Origin of the sequence: uncultured Granulicatella sp. (assembly GCF_963528315.1) — a bacterium.
Lineage (GTDB): Bacteria > Bacillota > Bacilli > Lactobacillales > Aerococcaceae > Granulicatella.
This window is the reverse complement of the sequence record NZ_CAURVV010000026.1, coordinates 1-20,402: the sequence shown is the minus strand read 5'-3', so window position 1 is coordinate 20,402 and position 20,402 is coordinate 1. Positions and strand designations below refer to the sequence as shown.

Below are 20,402 nucleotides of genomic sequence, written 5' to 3'. Positions count from 1 at the left end.
AAAAAAACACCCCAAAAGTTAGATTTTTTATGTCTAACTTTTGGGGTGCAGTACAGCTAGCAGGATTTTTTTGTCGTAAAAGTGTAATAAATCTGTAAGATAAAAACGTTTTATTTACTAGGAAATAAGAGTATAATGACTCTGAATAACTTAAAATGATAAGGTAGGTTGGAAATGGGAAATAAAGATGTTCAGAAAAAATATTCATTACGAAAATTTAAAGGGATTGGGTTGGCAAGTGCAGTGATTGGATTGTTTTTTGCGAATCAATCTGTTTATGCGAATGTAACTGCGGATGGAAAAGATGAAACAACAATTGTAGGGGAGTTTGATAAAGTTTCCTCTAGAGCAAAAACAACTTTTACAGACGATAAAGATTCAACAAAGAAAGTAACAGTAGATGCAGTTGCAGATATTAGATATAAAAAACCGACAAAAGCCAATTATAATACAGGAGATGCGGACGGAAAAGATTCTTTAAAATATCATTCAGAAGCAACTGTTAACTATTTATTAGAAACGGATAATTCTAAACTACAAGATTCAAAAACTGTAGAGGGCGAGAAAACTACAGTCACAACTCCATATGATAAAAAAGGTATTGCTTATGATACAGACGGAAAAGATTACCGTGAATCAAGTGTAGAAAAAAGAGGAGAGGCTGTTACAGAAGATACTGGTAAAGTAGAGAATATTAAAGCTAATGATAAAGAATATACATTAGTCCGTTCAGAAGTCGTGGGTAAAGATAAAGCAACTTATGATAAAATTGATAAAACAAAATTTAACGATATCGAAGCTCCAGTTTCGCCAGAAGGAATGCATAACAATCTTGGTGAAATTAATTATGGAAAAATTACAGGAAAAGTTTACTTAGTAGAAGAAACTTCAGATGGACATTATGGGAAGTATGTAGAAGCATCGAATATCAATAGTGATGAAGAAGCAGTAAACGCTTGGAAAAATGGACAAGCAACAGCTAAAGAATTTACGAAAGAAAATGTTACTCTAAAAGAAGGCGATACAGTTCTTGTAATGGATCGAGATACTTATGCTCATGGAAGTGGGAAAAGAACTGTTAATACAGTAGAATATAGACGTAAAAAAATTGCTGCAAAACCTGAATACAATTATACGGAAGCTTTTGAAAGAACAGAAGGGATTCCTGGATCGCCGACATATGCTTTTTGGATGCAACCGAAAACAGGCGAATTTCCAACTATAGGGGATGACTATATATTTGGTACAGCTGATGACGGGAAAGTGAATTTTAAAGATGAGAATATTTTATATTATAATAATATTTCTAAAAGTTTACCTCCAGGAATAACAGATTCAAATAAATATAATTTTAAAAATGAATCTTTAGAAGAAATTCTAGAAGAGATGCATGCTCAAATAAATGGAATATTAGAATACTTTGACCGTAATGTGAACAATGAAACTGATAGAAAAGAAGTTCAAGCGAGAAAAGAAGAATTGAAACAAAATATTGCTAGTACCATTGCAATGATTCGACAAAATCAAATTAAAGTAGCCGTAGAATCTGAAAGAGGATTAATGTTCTCTCAAGCAAATCCAGAAATTTTGAAACAATTAAGAACTCAAATTGAAGAAGCTCAAAATGTGCTAGGTGATTTAAATATCTCATTAGGAACGTCTGTAGAAACTTTACCAGAGTATAAGCAATTAAAAAATGTGACATTAACGAAAAAAGGCGTTTTAAAATACTCTAGAATATATGGTTTTGCATCAGGTGTCATTAAATCTTACCATAAAGATGCAGAGCCAGACCATATCACTGACTGGGAAAAAGTGAATCCTGAAGTAGAAACAAAAGAAGATTCTATTTATGCTAATAAAGGTGTTGTAACAATTTCAGATGATTTAAGTAAGATTAAAGTTGTTCATACAGATTCAAATACAACAGAATTTGAGTTAACAAAACAAGAGGCAAATATTAAAGAAGAAACAGATTACGTAGTGAAAGAATTGATTACTCCTATTCGTGCATACAAAGTGATGTCAGAAGGTAATGTTGTTGTCAATCATTTTTATAAAGAAGTGGTTAAAAAATCTGAAGTTCCTGAATCCAAAGGCGGAGTAAACGGAGAGTTAGATAATCCATTAACTTTACCGCAATTAATTATTACTAAATGGGTAGATGAATACGGAAACACCTTAAAACCAGCAGATGCTAAAAATCCTTCTGTAGAAGGTCAAGCAAATGAGGCGTTTGAACCAGGTACAATTGAAGGGTATGAATTTGTTGGAACAATTCCAGTAGATGCTGATGGTATTGTTACTCATGTTTTTAAGAAAAAACAAGCTTATAAACCTGAGGAGTCTAAACCTGAATTCAAACCACAACAAACTCCAGAACCAAAACCTGAAGAACCTAAGAAAGAAGACACTAAGAAAGAAGAACCGAAACAAAATGATGCAACTCCTTCACATGAAGGAAACGAACATCAAACTTCCGTTCCTACTAAAAAAGTAGAAGAATTACCTCAAACAGGTACAGGACAGGAGTTTGCAATCTTTGGAGCTGCAGCAAGTTCAATTCTTGCAGGTCTAGGATTAGTAATGCCAGGGAAACAAAGAAAAGAATAATGAATATTTAGGAGTAAATTTTTAGGATTTACTCCTATTTTTGTATAAATAAAAATTGAAATTATATAAATTTTGTAATATTAATTTAATATTTTCTTAGAGATATTAGTGATATACTTAGCATACAAATGCTATAAGTATAGATTTTTAAAAGTGAACTGAATAAAGAGGGAAAAACAATGGGAAATAGAGATATACAAAGAAAATATTCCTTGAGAAAATTCAAGGGAGTAGGATTAGCAAGTGCAGTGATTGGCTTATTTTTTGCGAATGGAAACGTTTATGCAGATGTTACTTCAAATGGTACGAAAGAACCCACGATAGTAAGTGATACATCTAAAGTTGAATCTGCAAAGGCAACTACTTTTACAGATGATACAGATGCATCTAAAACTTTCAAAGTCGATGCAGTTTTAGATGGAGGAGCAACTGAGCCAACAAAAGCTAACATCAATACTGGTGATACTGACGGCAATGACACAGTGAACTTCAAATCAGAAGCAACGGTAAATTACAAACTGGATTCTGATAAGTCATTACTAAAAACAGAAACAGTAGAAGCTGGAAAAGGTACAGTAACAACACCTTACGATAAAAAAGGTCTTGCAGCTGATACAGATGGGAAAGACTACCGTGAATCAACAGTAGCTAAAACTGGAGATTCTGTTACTGAAACTACTGGTAAAAAAGATACTGTAGAAGCGAATAATAAAGTCTATGAATACGTACGTTCTGAAATTGAAGGTACTGATAAACCTAAGTATGACAAAACAAGTTTCAACAATATTGAAGCAAGTGTATCTCCAGAGGGAATGCACAATAAACTAGGAGAAATCGACTATACAAAAACAACAGGTAAAGTTTATCTTGTTGAAGAAACTTCTGATGGAAGGTACGGTAAATTCGTAGAGGCTAATGGCGTAACTAGTGATGAAGACGCAGTAACAAAATGGAAAGCTGGAGAAGTTACTGCTAAAGAATTTACTAAAGAAAATGTAACACTTCAAGAAGGGGACACAGTACTTGTTCTTGATAAAGATACGTATGCAACCACAAATACTGTAGAAAGAAAAAGTAAAAAAACAGGAACAGCTGTCACTTATGTTGCAGTAAAAGAAAATATTTATGACGGAACTTCCAATGATATCTGGGGTATGACCTATGCGATTCTTAGAGAAAATTATACAGCCATTAAAGATATCGGGGATGATAATGTCTTCGGTACTGCTGATGATAATGAAAGAAACGCAACTTCGAATGGTACGCAAACGAGAAAATTAATGGATGTTTTTGATTTGTCAGGTAGAGAGGATAAATATTCTAAATATCTTCAAAAAACACCGGATTTAGACACGTCAAATGCTTCAGTGAAAGATATATTGAAAGATGTTTTTGCAACTGGATATCGACTTGTTGATTTCTTTTCTAGTAATGCGGAAAAACCTATGGATATCGAAGCGATTAATACAGTTAAAACTAATTTAGATAACAAAGTAGATGAACTCGTTAATTATATGAAAGATAATAATATTCGAGTTGGTTTATCTAATGGTAAAGTAGGGTTTTATGTAAATGATGCTTCAGCTGACAGTGACGCATCTAAACTAGATCAATTTGAAAACAAAGTTAGAGATATAAGTACAGTTTTAGATGCTTTACCTATCATTGATAAGGTGACGAAGACTAATGCTTCAAAAGAAGAGGCTCAAAAATATGGAGCAGTTGACGGTGATTTGTTTCCTGTCACGAAAATAGTGACAAAAACTTATGAATTTACAACTGTAGGTGGCTTAGTAGTAACAACAAATACTAAGTATGATAGAAATGATGGACATGATGTAATTTGGAATAAATACCCGATAAATACAGAAGGGAAAATTAATATTTCGAATGTGACAACTGATGGAGCATGGGGTGTTACGGTTGCAGATGATAAAAATCAAGCTACGTTGACTAGATCTAAACGTGAAGTAAAAGAATGGGAACCTTCTGATGAAACAACAACGGATACTGCTACAGTTACTAAAAAAGAAATCATCACTCCAATTCGTGCTTATAAAGTAATGGGTGAAGAAAAACCAGTCGTAACTCATTACTACAACTTAAAAATCACAAAAGAAGAAGCTGGAGAAATAACAGCTACTAAACAAGGTAGTGTCGTTATTAAGTACGTAACAACTGATGGGAAACAATTAAAATCAGAAACTGATAAAGACAATGTAACGCTTGAAACAAAAACTATCGTAAGTCTATATTCAGGTGAAACAAAAGTTGATGAGCGTACTGATATTAAAACTGTAGAACAAAACTACGATACAACTCCAAAACAATATCCAACATTAGTGGATGCTGATACTGGATTCACATATGAGTATGTAGGTCTAAAACAAGGTTCTCCAGCTGCTAGCGGTAAAGTAGTAGAAGGAACTACAGAAGTTGTTTACGAATACCGTCTAGTAAGTGAAGAAGAGAAAACTCCGTCTAAATCAGAAGTTACAAAAACAGGGTCTGTTGATGTGAAACACGTTGTTATCAACGAAGATGGAACGTTAAAAACATTAAAAGAAACAGAAGTAGTGAAAAACAATGTTCCTCTAGAGTATGAAGATACTTATGTAACTTACTCAAAAGGGGTGAAAGTATCTGAACGTAAAGAAAAACGTACCGTTACAGAAAAATACGATACTACAGATAAACAATACCCAACTCTTAAAGATGAAGCTACAGGATTAGTTTATAAATATGTAGGACTAACATCTGACTCAGCTCCAGCAACAGGGGACGTAACAGAAGGTGAAAAACACGTTATCTACAGCTATACTCTAGATAAACAAGAAGAAGTAACACCATCTAAAACAGTTGAAACGAAAGGCTCAGTAGTTGTTAAGTACGTTGATGCTGACGGTAATGAAATCAAAGATGCTGCAAATGTAGTAACAGATGCAGTTGTTAAAACAACGAAAACATATGCTACAAAATCAGGTGACGTTGTTCTATCAACTCGTGATGAAGTAACAGAAAATGATGTAAACTACAATACTACTGAGAAGAAAGTTGATACAATTAATAAAGATGGTAAGAAATATGTCTTCCGTGGAGTATATGCAGTTTCTGATAAATACAACAATGTATTAGAAGAAACAGGTAAGGTAAAAGAAGGAACTACAACAGTTGTATATCAATACGATTATGTTATTCCAGTAGATCCAACTAAGCCTAACGAAGGAGAAAATACACCTCCAAAACCAGAGGACAAGATTCCTAATGACCCACAAAACCGTTCGTACAAAGATTTAGGTTTATTAAAAGAAGTGAAACGTGATATCACTTATGTTTACGAAAATGGACCAAAAGCGGGACAAGAAGCAAGCACATCTGTTAATCAAAAAGCTCGCTTCACAAGAACTGCGGAAATCAACAGTCGAACAGGTCAAGTGGTGTACACTACAGATTGGACTCCAGAACAAAAATTATCTGAAGTAGTTTCACCAGAAATTAAAGATTACACTGTAGATAAAGCTAAGGTAGAAGAATTAGCTGTAACACATGAATCAGAAGATTCATCTGTTATTGTTAAATACTCTCAAAATAAACCAAACAGTGTACGTGATTACGCAAAAGATAAAAAAGGAACAGTTATTCTTAAATTTGTTGATTCTAACGAAAATATTATTGCAGATGATTTAGTAGTTAAGAACAATGTTATTGTAGCTGAAGCGACAACTACAACTACTGGTGATAAAGAAGAAACGACATACAAAGCTACTGGTGAAGAATATGCGGTAACACCAAAAGAAACGATTGAAGTCGATGGAGTGACATTCCGATTAAAACGTGTTCTTCCAGCAGGAGATAAGTTTAAAAATACTGTGAAAGAAAAAGGTTTAGTTGAAGAAGGAACAACAACTATTGTTTACCAATATGTAATGCAAATTGGAGCACCAACAGTTGAGAAACCAGAGTTTGATGGTGGAGTAGTTCCATTAGATCCTCCAGTTGTGGATATTCCAGAGTTGAAGATTCCTGAAAAACCAAAACCACAGCCAGATCCAAGTCCAACTCCAAAACCAGAGCCTAAACCGGATCCGAAACCAGAACCTAAGCCAGAGCCAAAACATGAAGAACCTAAGAAAGAAGAACCAAAACAAAATGATGCAACTCCTTCACATGAAGGACAGGAACATCAAACTTCAGTTCAAAAAAATAAAGTGGAAGAATTACCTCAAACAGGTACAGGTAATGAATTTGCAATCTTCGGAGCTGCAGCAAGTTCAATTCTTGCAGGTTTAGGATTAATAGCTCCTAAGAAAAAAGAAAATGAGTAGATTGAAGTAATTCTTTAAAAAAGATTTCCATCATTAACTACTATAAGCCAAAAGGTTGGTATCATAACCAAACCTTTTGGCTTTTCTTTATAAACAATGGGTAAATAAAAGCTTTCAAATAGCCATTATGGTATAATGAGAGTGTTCATTTATAAAAAATATTTGGAAAGTAGAATCAAAAAAAGAAAGTAGGAAGTAGAATGAATCTGATTTTTTGTACATCACCTTTTCAAGTGCTAGTTGCTAGAGAAGTAGCACGTCATACAGATTTAGAATTTTATGGTATGTATTTAATGATGTCCAATGATTCAAGACAGATGCTTTATGCAGAAAAAATGAAAGAATTTTGTAAAGAAGTATGTATTTTCAAAGATGGAATAGTTAAAGAACCTTTACAACAATTTCTTTCAGATAAAGTGATTACTTCCTTGTATTTGGCTAGTTTGGATAATCCTGTAGCGTATAGTTTCTTTACTCCTAATCAGATGCAATTATTTACTTTTGATGATGGCAGTACGTCGATTATTGTTCCAAATATGTATACACAAAATCTTCATCGAGTAGTTTCTCCTTTAGGATTAACATTAGGGCAAATGATGTCACTATCTCAAAAACATTTTACAGTATTTAATCAAACGAAGTTATTTGAAGAAGAAAGACAAGTACATCTAACTTTAAATACAAAGCCACAAGAGTTTAAGCGAGCAAATAATGGGAAAGTTATTCGAGTATTTTTAGGACAAGCTTTAGGGTCAATATTCGATGAAGGAGATATTCAATTAACAAAACAATTAACAAAAAAAGCAATCCAAGATTGTAAGGCAGATATCTATTATCCTCACCCACGTGCAGTAGTGGAAGTAGAAGGAATTCAAGTAGCTGCGCCTACTAATTGCTTTGAAGAGGAAATTTATTCATTATTAGCAGAGTATGAATTTGTAGAAGTGTATGGTTTCTATTCAACAGCCTTTTTATTCGTTAAAGAGATTGAAGGAGTTAACGTTCAAGCTTACCGTACATTTTTAAGTAGTTTTGAGTCAGATATTTTATTGGAACATGGAATTTCGTATCGTAATCTTTCCCTATCGGATACTTGTGTGGATATTGTGATGCCTGTTTATAATGGAGAGAAGACAATTGATGAATCGATTCAGTCCATTTTAAATCAAACACATCAAGAGTTTCGATTGTGGATTGTTGATGATGGTTCAACAGATCGAACACAAGAAGTATGTCAGAAATATTTAACAGATTCTCGGATTCATTATGAAAAACTAACGCATCAAGGGATTTCTTGTACATTAATTGCGGGAGTCAATATGACTCAAGGAGAGTATATCGCGAGACAAGATGCTGATGATGTATGGATGCCTTGGCATTTGGAGATGGTATTGCATCAATTAGAATCAAATCTTTCATTAGACATTGTAGGCTCAAGAGTGACTGCTGAAGAAGATGAAAAAAATAGGAAGTTGAAAAGAAATAAGCAAAATCATCTATTTGGAGAAACGTTATGGTTCCAACTGGCGTATCAAAATGTATTTAATCACTCAACGGTAATTTTTAGAAAATCAGCTTATGAGGAAGCGGGTGGTTATCAATCTGGATATGAAGGGTTTGAAGATTGGCATTTGTGGGCGAGAATGGTAACGAAGGAAAATGCTTTTGTACTGAATAATTTGTCTGTATTTTATCGTCTTTCTGATAGTCATGATAAATGGATGGCTTTTCGAACTCGTTTAGCTAAAACACGAGGTTTAACTCTTGAAGAAGTTTTAGAAGGGGAATAATCATGAGAGTATTTACTATAAAAGAAGGAGTTCCAATTAGTATTTACGGCTTTGAAAGTAGTCAGTTAGCTCGTCAAAACTTGATGCAATCTCTTGGAGTCGAGCACCAATTTATTTTTACGAATTTAACCAATATTGTTCCTAACTTTGTGGAGCAATTGGAAGAATTGGGATTCCAAAATTTTTATCATGTTATTTTTGATTTATCTGATTTAGCTAGAGTTCAACCAAGTATTTCAGAGGATTTTCTTTCTACATTAGAAGGCGTCAAAGAAGTTGAGTATACTAAAGAAGGCTATGTAGGATTAGTACATTATGAGGATGGCACAGTTGAGTGTTATACTTCACAGTTATTATATCGAATAGATGATAAACAGAATACTTTTACTTTATTTGGTTCAAAGGGAATTATTTTAGAAGGGGATATTAGTGAGATTTATCATGCCTATCGTTTTGTTGAAACGGGAGAAACGTATTCTCAGTGGCAGTTAGTGAGTTATTATTTAGCAGAGAACTCCACTCCTCAAGATAAGTTCATCATTGATATGGTGAATGAATATCCATTGCAACTGAGAAAATTCTTCCAAAATACAGGAAGAGAATTGTTTGCCTTTACTCATTACAATATATTAGCCCCTTTTATGAAGTTTGTTTTGCAAAACTGGTGTACCAATATAGTAGCCAGTCCAGTGTTAGAAGAACGTTTAGGAAGTGACGTTGTGAGGTTCTTGCCACCTGTTTATATAGATGAGGTTCAAGAAAAAACGTATGAAACAGTAACTGATTGGTGTATTGTTGGAAATATGACGATTATTAAAAAATGTGAATTAGCAATTGAAGCTGTTAGACAAGTTCCGGATAGTCGTTTAACGATTTATGGAACATTGCCAGAAGGTATTACAAAAGAACAACTTCCAGAAAATGTAACATATGCAGGATTTGTAACGCCTGTTCCGTATGAAAAACATCAAGGATATCTTTCTTGTTCTTATAGCGAGTGTTTTGCCAATTCAGCAGTGGAAGCTTCTGCCAAAGGACTAGTTTGCTTATTATCTCATACAGATTTAGCGCATGCCTATTATGGAAGAATTTGTCCGAATACAAAAACATTCCGTTCATTGAACGAACTAGTTGAAACGCTTAGAGTTTTTCAACATAAAGGAGAGTATTCTTCTTCCGTTTTTGCCAAAAATTATATAAAAGAAACAGTAGCAGAAATGTATCGTCAAGTTTTAAAATTATAATGAGGCAATTCTAGGTAGAGAGGAGGACTAAGAATGAAAATAGAAGAACAGATAAAAAATAATATTCAAGGACTTATAATTTTATCAAGTCCTCTTCATCATGATGAACGGGGATATTTCGTTGAAAATTGGCGGAAGATGGACTTGTTACAATATGGTGTTCCTGAATCGTTTTTCCAAGGGAAGTTACAAAACAATGTGTCCGTTTCTAAAAAAGGAACGATTCGAGGAATGCATTGTCAAGGTTGGGCGAAGTTAATGACCGTTGCTTCAGGTACGTTTCGTATGTGTTTTATCGATTTGCGTTTAAGTTCTCCAAGCTATAAGGCTGTAGATGTGATTGATGTCGTTCCAGGAATGGCAATTTTTGTCCCTGCTGGAGTTTCTAATGGGGCTCAAGCTTTAACGGATAAAGGGATTTTGAATTATTTAGTCACAGGTTACTATGATCCAAATGCTAAACATGCTGGAATTATGCCACTTGATAAGACGTTGAATTTACCATGGGATTTATCTGGAGAAGTGATTATTTCTTCAAAAGACCAGAAGAGTGATTCGTATTTGTCTATCGTTAAAAAAATCGAATCTACACGTAAAAAAATTGCAGTCATTGGTTATACCGGAGTGATTGGTTCAAAAGTTTTTGAACAATTGCACTCTTTCAAACAATATGAAGTAGATGGATTCAATCGTGATAATTTATCTGAATTACTTCAACAAGAATATGACTGTGTCATTTGTACAGCTCCTTCTTCTGAAAAATTCAAAACAAATATTGGACTTGCTAATCCAGTAGAAGAGATTGAAATCTTAGTAGATACTATTGCCAAAGTAAAGGCAATGCAATTTGTCCTAGTGTCGTCTCAAACTGCCTTGCATTCTGAGAATCGATATGGGCAAGTACAAAATGAAGTATGTCAGGCAGTTCTTCAACATCACTCGAATCATTCGATTTATTTTATGGATACATTATATGGAGAAAATCTGAAAAAAGGATTGATTCATGACTTGCTTCATCAACAGTGGAGTTTTGTAACAAAAGAACAGCTAGAAAAAATTCCGGCTTTAGAAAGTTATTATTGTTTAGTAACAGAACAGGTAGCTGAAAGAATTCAAGAAGTTCCTCTAGAGTTATTAGAACAACTCCCTCCAGTGTCTTCACTATATGAGGATAAACATATTTATCAAGTGACAGCGATTGAAGACTTAGTTCAAACAATCATTCAAGAATTATTTGATGCTAAAGGGATGGTATTGCAAATCAAAGATACAGTTCTGTATACTGGGCAACAAATAAAAGCATTATCTCAAAAGCCTGATAACTCAAAATTAGGGCAATATTTTAGAAAGCATAAGGAGAAAAGCGGTGAAAGTTTATTATAATGACAGAGGGTTTCAATTAGGTAATCTATTATATTTATTATTACAGGCTCATAAAGATCGCTTGGATGGGATTGCAGAGAGTTATGTATTACGAACAGGTTATTATGCTTTTGCTCAAACTTTTTTTCCTAAAACAGCTGAATTATTTAGTAAAGCAAATGGGATAGAATTAGAGGAGTTCGGCTATTTTCAAATATCAGGGGAAGATTACTTACCGGTTCATGTGGATTCCTTTGTTGCAAGATATTTACAAGAGCCGATTCAACAGTTATCAAGAGAATTTGAAGAAAAAGATATTACAATTGCGATTAGAAGAACTGATTTTATTCAAAAGGATCGCTATAAACATTATGGCTATGATATGATGCAATATGTTGAGGATTGCTTAGAACGAATTGCAGAATTAGAAGCAGAGAATTTTCAAACAATGACGATTCGTATCACGTCAGATGATGTTTATTGGTGTAGGGAAGAACTAGTTCCAGCCTTAAAAGAAAAATATTCATTCATTTTTCCAATTGTAGTAGAGGAGCAAGATATTCGAGATAATTTTGTCCAATTATTTAATTGTAAGAAATATTTTATTAGTGCAAACTCAACTTATTGTTATTGGGTTGGATATGTTTTGAGAATGGCAAAGCCTGAGGTACAAGTTTTTGCGCCTAATTTTAATACGATGTTAATTGAAGAGGGACGTCAAATTGCAGATGCACGAAATTGGTTATTAATCGATGTAAATCGTGAGAACAATGGGGAATTCTAAAGAAAGAAGGAATTAGAGTGAAGTATCAAAATATTATCGTAACAGGTGGGGCTGGATTTATTGGGTCAAATTTTGTACGCTATATCAAACGTTATTATCCAAATGTTACAATTACGATTTTAGATAAATTGACGTATGCTTCATCTTTTTCAACGATTTCTGATGTGTTAGATGATAGAGTTCGATTTTATCAAGTAGATATTGCGGATAGTGAGCAGTTAGAAAAAGTCATTACACAAGAGTATGACTTAATTGTGCATTTTGCAGCGGAATCTTTTAATGATCGCTCTTTAACAGATACAGCATCCTTTGTTCAAACAAATGTATTAGGTACTCATCATTTATTAGAATTAGCAAGAAAATATCACTTACGTTTTCATCAAATTTCAACAGATGAAGTATATGGAGATTTTCCAATAGAAAGTAAGGAGAAGTTTACAGAGGAAACTCAGTATCAGCCAAGCTCGCCTTATTCTGCTACAAAAGCATCTGCAGATTTATTAGTGAAAGCTTGGGTTCGATCGTTTGGAGTTCAAGCAACGATTTCTAATTGTTCGAATAATTATGGACCTTACCAAAATCCAGAAAAATTTATCCCGAGACAAATTATTAATATTTTAAAACAGGAAAAGCCGGTATTATATGGGAATGGCTTGAATGTGAGGGATTGGATTCATGTGGAGGATCATTGTCGAGCAATTGATTTAATAATAGATAAGGGAAAAATTGGAGAAACTTATCTAGTGGGAATTGATAATGAAAGAAATAATTTAGAAGTATTACAGATGATTCTAGTACTTCTTGGGAAAGAAAAAACGGATTTTGAATTTATTGAAGACAGACCAGGGCACGACCTTAGATATGGAATTAATGCTCATAAATTATATGAAGAGTTGGGATATCAGCCGATTCATACTCAGTTTGAGGAAGAGTTAAAACAAGTAATTGATTGGTATCGACAAAATACAGCTTGGTGGTCTGAATTAGAGGATAAGAAAAGGGGGATGTTATGAAAGTAGCCGTAATTCCGGCACGTAGTGGTTCGGTGGAATTAGCACATAAAAATTTAAGTGTAGTTGGTGGAAAAAGTTTATTAAATCGAGCGATTGATTTTGCTGTAGAAGCAGACGTGTTTGATAAAATTATCGTAACAACCGATTATTGTGAGCATCTATTTTATCGTGAAGGGATAGAAGTTCGTAATAGACCAGAAAGTTTAGCAACATCTCATACAACAATGGTGGAAGTATTAGAAGATGTGATTGAAACGTTTGGTTTAGCTGCTGAAGATAAAATTGTCTTACTTCAACCAACAAGTCCATTTCGTGTGTTCGAAGACTTAGTAAAAGTGTTGGGATTAATGGAAGAATACGACAGTGTCATTACTGTAAAAGAATTAGAATATAATCCGGCGTTATTTGTAACACCTATTAGTGATACAGGATTAGAATCTAAACAAGTTGATGCTTGTCAAACAAATCGTCAAGAACAACCAAAACACTACTATCCAAATGGTAATTTATTTGGAGTAACAGTAGGAACTTTTTGTCAGACAAAATCATTTTATGGTGGGGATTTAGGCTATATATTGCAAAAAGGAAAATGTAATATCGATATTAATCATAAAGATGATTTGTTATTTGCGCAATTTATGGAGCAACAATAATGAAAAAGAATAAAACGTATAACTGGATTTTGTACAGTTTATCGATTTTTGCAACATTATTATCACCGATTTCTTTTATCGGAATTGTGGATACAGCTTATCATACAGGATATCGTAATTATATTGCTCAATTTGGAATTTTATTAGCTGTGCCACTTTTATATTGGGTGCTAACGCATATGATGGATTATGAAGATGTCTTTCATTTTATTGGACAACGATTTGGGCATGGAAGTTTTCTATTAAGTAAGTCCCTATGGACAGTGTACCAACTCTTAAGAATTGGGATTGTTCTCTATATTCCATCCGTGATGTTGGAACAGTTGACTAGTGTCTCTGCTTATTTTTGGATTTTACTGTTAGCTTTATGGGCGTATGGGGTTGCTAGAGGTGGTCTGTTGGCTGTAGTTCGGTATGATAGTTTATATTCGGTTATTTTATTTCTTTCTATGATAGTGATTGCTTTTAAAATGATGACAAATGGAGTGTTAAATCAAGCAGCACCTAGTCAAAGAGATTCATTTTCTACTTGGATTTTGCTAGGGGCATCTTTTCAAACTTTTTCTTCTTATTTAGTGAGCCCTGATATTCAAGAGAGATTTCAAAAAGTAGGAAAAACGAAGTTGTTGAAATCAATTTTACTAAATGCTAGTTTAGGAATTTTATTTACAGGATTTTTATATGTGATTGGAGTTTCTCTAAAACAGGCTGGCTATCAATTTAATGGTAATGTCTTATTAGAATATGCCAAAAGTGAAGGGTTGTGGATTGCTATTCCAGTAATGATTGGGGTGCTATTATCTGCTCAGACGACTTTGTCGACAGGGTATGAAATTTTAGAAAAACAATATGCGGGCAAGTATAGTCTTCTTCTTGTGTTCGGATTGAATATGTTTATTTCATCTAGTCTCGTTGCTTTAGGAGGAGTTTCCTCGTATGAATTTTTTGTAGGCTATGTCGGAATTTTCTTGTCGATTATTTCTAGCCTAGTATTAGTCGGTTTAATTTTTTCAAATTTTGGAAAGTCAATGAGTCTATATGTTATACTATGTATGTGCATTTCTTTGGGAGTTATAAGAGTTTTCTTTCAAATGGAAATGTGGATATATGGGCTAGTCCCTTTGATGAGTGGACTATGTAGCGCTTGGATTTTATTAAAATTAAAACAAAAAGCCTAAATCCCTGTCGAAAGATGGGGATTTTTGAATAGAGAGAATAAAAAGAAAGTGAGGAAAAACTATGTCACGAATTATAACGATTCATCCTGTAAAAGAAACACATCGCTATGGATTTGAAACGACACAATTATATCGTGCCAAAGTTGCTAGATATTTAGGAGTTCCCTATATACATTTAGCAACCAGTCCTCAAGTAAGACCAGATTGGAAAAAAGAAATTATGGCATTAGGTTTCTTAGAAGAAGAGATTGTTAATGTACCAAATAGTTTTTCAAATATTGGACATGATGCTTTGTCTGTAAGACTAGAAGATTTAACACTTCAAGAGGGAGACAAGGTGGAGGTAACAGAAGAAGGATTTGTAGGTTCTTTGACGTTGGCTGATGGAACGGGAAGATATTTTTATACTTCGGGGCCTTATTTATTTGAAGATTTTCAAACAGGAGAATTACGTTGGTATCATGGGAATGGAGAATTAGTTTTACGAGCAAGATATATGGATCCTTTTAAAGAACCTACTCCAGTAAGATTATTTTATCCGGGTTATATTTATTTAAAAGAGGGAGAATTTTGCTCAGAAGATGATCTTGTTGTCTCCTATTTGGCCAAAAATGCCAAGCGAACAGATTTAATGATTCGAGATCAACATATCGTTCCAGCGCCAAGTATATTCCGCTTTATGGAAAACACTGAGAAAAATTATTATGAAGTCATTCATGAAAATGTTTTGAGAAATATGACTTTAGCGAACCTTCGAGGAAAAACAGATTATTTAGTAGCCAGTGAAGTATTAACGACTGAATTAGAAAAACAAGGCTATAGTACAAAGTTCCTTCCTCCAATGGTGACACAAGTAGAACAATCTCCAAAAATGATTGGGTCTGTGATAAATTATTGCGTAGTAGGAAATATGAGTGAACTAAAAAATGTGGAATGGATTATTGAAGTATTTATTGCATTATATTTAGCAGGTTCAAAAGCTACTGTGACTTTCTATGGTGGAAGTGAAGAAAGAATTGAAGAGTTAAAACGAAAATATGAGATTCCAGAAAATGTTGTTTTCAAAGGTATAGTAGACAAAGTTCCGTACCATCTGCATCAAGCGTATGTATCATCCAGTTACTCTGAATTATTTGCCAATGCTTGTGTAGAAGCGATGAGTGAAGGTTTATTAGCAGTGTTGTCCAATGTTGATATTGCGCACCGTTATTATGCAAAACAAACAGGCGGTATTCAATTATTTAGTACGAAAAAAGAATTGCTAGAAAAGATTGAACAAATGGAACAAGAAGAGTATCAACAGTCGAATGAACAAAATCTAGAATTAGCAAAACAGTATTCCATTGAAAATGTAGCAAATATTTATCGTGAATTATTAGGAATGGAAGATTAAAAGAAAGGAGGCGCTATAGTGAAGAACTTAATTATCGCAACAACACCATTACAAGCAAAAATTGCTAAGCATATTCAAAAAGAATATGCAGATGAAACTTTTGTCAGTTTATATTTAACACCTGTCATGAATGAAAGACATCGTTACTACTCTAAAGGTTTTACGGAAGTTTACTGTATGCAAACTGTAGAAGATTATGAAAAAGTAATTGAAAAATATTCAGGTGAATATAAAACAATCTTTTATGCAAGTTTTGATCATCCAGTTATTTTAGATATAGTAGCAAGTTCTTCGTATCAACATTTAATGAGTTTTGATGATGGATATGCGAATGTTTATCCTTATGGCATGTATGCATTACCTTTAATGAATCAACAAATTGGCAAGTTAGGCGTAAATCGAGATGATTTAATTCAAAAAACAGAAAAGCATTATACATTATATCGAACGAACTATCATGTAGTGGATAAAGAGAAGTTAGTTTATTTAGATAACTTTTTTAATACAGATGTTCAGCCTGTTTCAAATGGGAAAACAGTCAGAGTATTACTAGGACAGAAATTTTCAGAAACGGATGATACGATTTCAGTAAGATTCATTACAACGTATGCAAATGCCTTGAATATCGATTATTATATTCCTCATCCAAAAGAAACTTTTCATATTGAAGGAGTTCAATATTTAAATTCACCTTATATCGTAGAAGATGTATTGCCGGAGTTATGGAAAGAATATGAATTTATCGAAATTTATCATTTTACTTCTTCGGTGAGTCTGCATCTAAAGAATGTGAAAAATATAAAAGTAATAGGGATTTCTATCCCTTATTATGAGAAAAGACAAAATGAATTAAGAAGATTAGGTTGTGATTTTGAATCGGTAGCTATCGGTTGGTAGTTGGTATATCGAACTTTTGATAAATAATCCTAAAAAGTTGTATGTGAAACAATGATAGTCGGAAAATGTTCGAAATTGTGAAAAAATATCCGAAATTCTATAGTTATTATTTGCAAAATATGCACGGGAAGTATATAATATTTCTCGTGCTTTATTTTTATGCAAAATTTTGAAAAGATATTAAATTTAAAGAAAAGGGGAAAAACATGTTTATTAATAAAAAAGATAAATTTTCAATTAGAAAACTGAAAAATGGTACCGGTTCGGTCAAAATTGGTACAGTTGCATTATTATTAGGTGCAACAGTAGCGTTAACTTCTGTAACAAGTACTGTAGAAGCAGCGATGAAAGAAAACAGCGACAACACAACAACGATTTCTAATGACAAGGGATCAGTAATTGTGGATACAGCTAATATTGCGGATCCAAATAATGGTAAGAACTTTGATACTAATCCAACTGAAGATGGAACAAATACAATCACTAAAACTGGAAAAGTAGATTACAAATATGTAACTGCTGAAGGAAATACTGTATTAGAAGAAAACAAAAATCAAAATTCTGGTGCTGATAAAACGATCGAAACAACATACGATGTGTTCGGTAAATCAGGAGAAGTTTTCAAAGAAACTACTGGTGGAGATGCACAAGATAGCGACCTAGACGTTGCCAAAGAAAATGGTAAGAAAGAAACGATTGAAAAAGATGGAAAAACTTACCACCTAATTGGAGAACCTAAGGTTGAAACTACTGGAGATGGTGGAGGAGTATACTCTGACACAACTCTAGGTGATGTTACTGCGAAATTGACTCCAGAAGGATTAAGTAATGCAGAAGGTAAAATCACTTATGATACTGTAAAAGCTGGTGGAAAAGCTTGGATCGTTGAACAAACAGGGAAAGGAACATATGGTAAATATGTACTAGCTGATTCAGGTGCAATCACTTCTGATGCTAAGATGGTAGAAGCTTTCAAAGCTGGAGAAACTGCAGCAAAAGACTTCACTTCAGCTAACGTAACAGCTGATGGTGGAATCAAAGAAGGAGACTATGTTTTCGTCCTTGAGAAAAATACCTATGTAACAGCTAAAGCTGAGAGTTTTTCTTTAACAGCACAGATACAATTGTCATCTAGTGATAATGTAGCAGATAGTAAAGATGGAACTGGGGCTACTTTAAATAGAACATATGCAATGGTACAAAACTTTAAAGCGGCTCCAGATACTTTAACAGGAGAAGCAAACAAAACTCTTGTAAAAAACTATCTTGCATATCTTCAAGAAAAAGGATTTGAAGATAACCTCCTTAATTTTAAACGATATATTACTTTAGGAATGGCGACAAAAACTGATGGTCCTCTGGCGGTTAAAGCTGATAATGGAGATCAAGTTGATGATAAAGGAAGACCTACAACTGATATAATAGCTGATATAGCAAGCGTTACTGATCAAGAAACAAGTACTTTAGAAGATAGTCCTAATTTTCTTATGAAATTTTCTGATCCTGCGCCGGAAGTTGAAGAGTACTCTTATCGTGATGAAATCACTCCACTTCGTGCATACCGTTTAGCAAGTGGTACTACAACAATCACTTACACTTATGCAGAAGAAAAAACTCGTGAAATCGAGAAAAAAGGTTCTGTAGTAGTTAACTACCAAACAGAAGATGGAACAGTATTAAAAGATCCTTATACTGACACTCCTGAAACAGTAGCTGAAGTAGTAACTGAGAAGTACTATGTTGATGCTAATGGACAAGAAGTAGTTGTAGAAGACAAAACTGTTAGAACACCTAAAAATGTAGCGTACAACACTAAAGAAAACGAAACTGAAAAACCTCAAAAACTTACAGATGCAGCTGGAAATGTTTACTACCTAAACGAAGCAAACACTAAAACTGCTGTAAACGATCAAGAAACTACATCACCAGCTGAAACAGGTACAGTAGTAGAAGGTGTTACAAAAGTAACTTACATCTATGAAAAAGCTGGATCAGTAATCGTTAACTACAAAACTGAAGACGGAACAGCTCTTACAGGTACAGTAGTTGGTGATGAAAGCAAAACTGTAGAATCAGGTGCTAAAGATGTTGATAACGGTAAACCAGGAACAGCTTATAACACTGCAGATAATGGAATGAAACCAGAACGTATTAAAACTGCAGAAGGAAAAGTTTACCAATTAGTCCCAGATTCAACTGAAGGTGAAGAAGAAGGTACAGTAGTAGCTGGAGAAACTAAAGAAGTAACATACGTTTATAAAGAAGTTAAAGGTAATGTAGTTGTTAAGTATGAAGATACTGAAGGTAACTCACTTGCCGATGATGAACAAGATGAAACAGATGCTTCTCTAAATGTTAAATACGACACAGCTGACCACAAAAAAGAATCTATCGAAAAAGACGGTGTTAAATACTACCTAACTGAGAAAGCTCTAAAAGATGGCTCTAAACCAGCAACAGGAGACGTAGTAGAAGGAACAACTACAGTAACTTACGTTTATGAAAAAGCTGGATCAGTAATCGTTAACTACCAAACAGAAGACGGAACTCCATTAGTAGGAACTGCAGATGGTGCTAATGTAACTTCAGGTGCTAAAGACACAACTGATGCTAAAGCAGGAACTGACTACAACACTTCTGACAACGGAATGAAACCAAACCGTATCACAACTGCAGAAGGAAAAGTATACGAACTAGTACCAACAGCGACTAAAGGTGCCGAAACTGGTAAAGTTGTTGCTGGAGAAACTAAAGAAGTAACATACGTTTATAAAGAAGTAAAAGGTAACGTAGTCGTTAAGTATGAAGATGCTGAAGGTAACGTACTTGCTGAAGACGAAAAAGACGAAACAGATGCTTCGCTAAACGTTAAATACGATACAACTGACCACAAAAAAGATGAAATCACTAAAGATGGTGTTAAATACTACCTAACAGCTAAAGAGCTTAAAGACGGTTCTAAACCAGCAACAGGTGATGTTGTTGAAGGTACAACTACAGTAACATACGTTTACGAAAAAGCAGGACAAGTAGTCGTTAACTACCAAACTGAAGACGGAACTCCATTAGTAGGTGTAGACGCGGCTGGTGCTAACGTAGCTTCAGGTGCTAAAGACACTGTAGACGGAAGACCAGGATCAGCATATGACA

General features: G+C 34.0%; 12 protein-coding genes. All 12 read left to right on the top strand.

Translation table 11 applies throughout. The features are described from left to right. The first annotated feature begins 174 nt into the window (after positions 1-174). Positions 175-2,613 (top strand): YSIRK-type signal peptide-containing protein, encoded by a 2,439-nt coding sequence (locus RYK07_RS06295; RefSeq protein ID WP_314852974.1) that lies wholly within the window; start codon positions 175-177, stop codon positions 2,611-2,613. Positions 2,614-2,792: 179 nt separating this feature from the next. Next, entirely contained in the window at positions 2,793-6,938 is a 4,146-nt protein-coding gene (locus RYK07_RS06290; RefSeq protein ID WP_314852973.1) for an SIALI-17 repeat-containing surface protein, read from the top strand. Between the two features lie 200 nt (positions 6,939-7,138). Beyond that, complete coding sequence (locus RYK07_RS06285; protein WP_314852972.1) at positions 7,139-8,728, top strand: glycosyltransferase family 52; 1,590 nt, start codon at positions 7,139-7,141, stop codon at positions 8,726-8,728. A 2-nt stretch (positions 8,729-8,730) separates the two neighbouring features. Beyond that, complete coding sequence (locus RYK07_RS06280) at positions 8,731-9,972, top strand: glycosyltransferase (RefSeq protein ID WP_314852971.1); 1,242 nt, start codon at positions 8,731-8,733, stop codon at positions 9,970-9,972. Positions 9,973-10,005: 33 nt separating this feature from the next. Further along, positions 10,006-11,355 (top strand): dTDP-4-dehydrorhamnose 3,5-epimerase family protein, encoded by a 1,350-nt coding sequence (locus RYK07_RS06275; RefSeq protein WP_314852970.1) that lies wholly within the window; start codon positions 10,006-10,008, stop codon positions 11,353-11,355. Further along, entirely contained in the window at positions 11,339-12,118 is a 780-nt protein-coding gene (locus RYK07_RS06270; RefSeq protein ID WP_314852969.1) for an alpha-1,2-fucosyltransferase, read from the top strand. The genes RYK07_RS06275 and RYK07_RS06270 overlap by 17 nt, the downstream gene beginning before the upstream one ends. A gap of 17 nt (positions 12,119-12,135) precedes the next feature. Then, the gene (gene rfbB / locus RYK07_RS06265) at positions 12,136-13,131 is read left to right on the top strand and encodes a dTDP-glucose 4,6-dehydratase (RefSeq protein WP_314852968.1); all 996 of its coding nucleotides are present in this window, start codon (positions 12,136-12,138) and stop codon (positions 13,129-13,131) included. Then, positions 13,128-13,784, top strand: a complete 657-nt coding sequence (locus tag RYK07_RS06260) for an acylneuraminate cytidylyltransferase family protein (protein ID WP_314852967.1) — start codon at positions 13,128-13,130, stop codon at positions 13,782-13,784. Before rfbB ends, RYK07_RS06260 begins: the two co-directional genes overlap by 4 nt. Continuing rightward, positions 13,784-14,962, top strand: a complete 1,179-nt coding sequence (locus RYK07_RS06255; RefSeq protein ID WP_314852966.1) for a sodium:solute symporter family transporter — start codon at positions 13,784-13,786, stop codon at positions 14,960-14,962. The genes RYK07_RS06260 and RYK07_RS06255 overlap by 1 nt, the downstream gene beginning before the upstream one ends. Positions 14,963-15,023: 61 nt before the next feature. After that, positions 15,024-16,355 (top strand): glycosyltransferase, encoded by a 1,332-nt coding sequence (locus tag RYK07_RS06250; RefSeq protein WP_314852964.1) that lies wholly within the window; start codon positions 15,024-15,026, stop codon positions 16,353-16,355. 18 nt (positions 16,356-16,373) lie between these two features. Further along, entirely contained in the window at positions 16,374-17,252 is an 879-nt protein-coding gene (locus tag RYK07_RS06245; protein WP_314852963.1) for a glycosyltransferase family 52, read from the top strand. A gap of 206 nt (positions 17,253-17,458) precedes the next feature. Continuing rightward, a partial coding sequence (locus tag RYK07_RS06240) for a MucBP domain-containing protein (protein ID WP_314852962.1) occupies positions 17,459-20,402 on the top strand: 2,944 nt, incomplete at its 3' end.